This window comes from Paenibacillus agri (assembly GCF_013359945.1).
In the GTDB taxonomy this organism is placed as follows: Bacteria; Bacillota; Bacilli; order Paenibacillales; family Paenibacillaceae; genus Paenibacillus_AQ; species Paenibacillus_AQ agri.
The window spans coordinates 1-291 of the sequence record NZ_JABWCS010000105.1; the positions used below are offsets into that span (position 1 = coordinate 1).

Annotated in this window: 1 rRNA gene; it reads right to left on the bottom strand. The window is 55.0% G+C overall.

The features are described 5' to 3' along the window. A 23S ribosomal RNA gene (locus tag HPT30_RS00490) occupies window positions 1-291 on the bottom strand; the annotation flags it as partial.

Below are 291 nucleotides of genomic sequence, written 5' to 3' on the forward strand. Positions count from 1 at the left end.
ACTCTTCGAATGATTTCCAACCATTCTGAGGGAACCTTGGAACGCCTCCGTTACTCTTTAGGAGGCGACCGCCCCAGTCAAACTGCCCGCCTGACACGGTCCCCGTACCCGATAAGGGCACTAGGTTAGAACCTAGATACGATCAGGGTGGTATCCCAACGGCGCCTCCGCAGAAGCTTGCGCTCCTGCCTCTACGGCTCCCACCTATCCTGTACAGATCGTACCCAAATTCAATATCAAGCTGCAGTAAAGCTCCATGGGGTCTTTCCGTCTTGTCGCGGGTAACCTGCA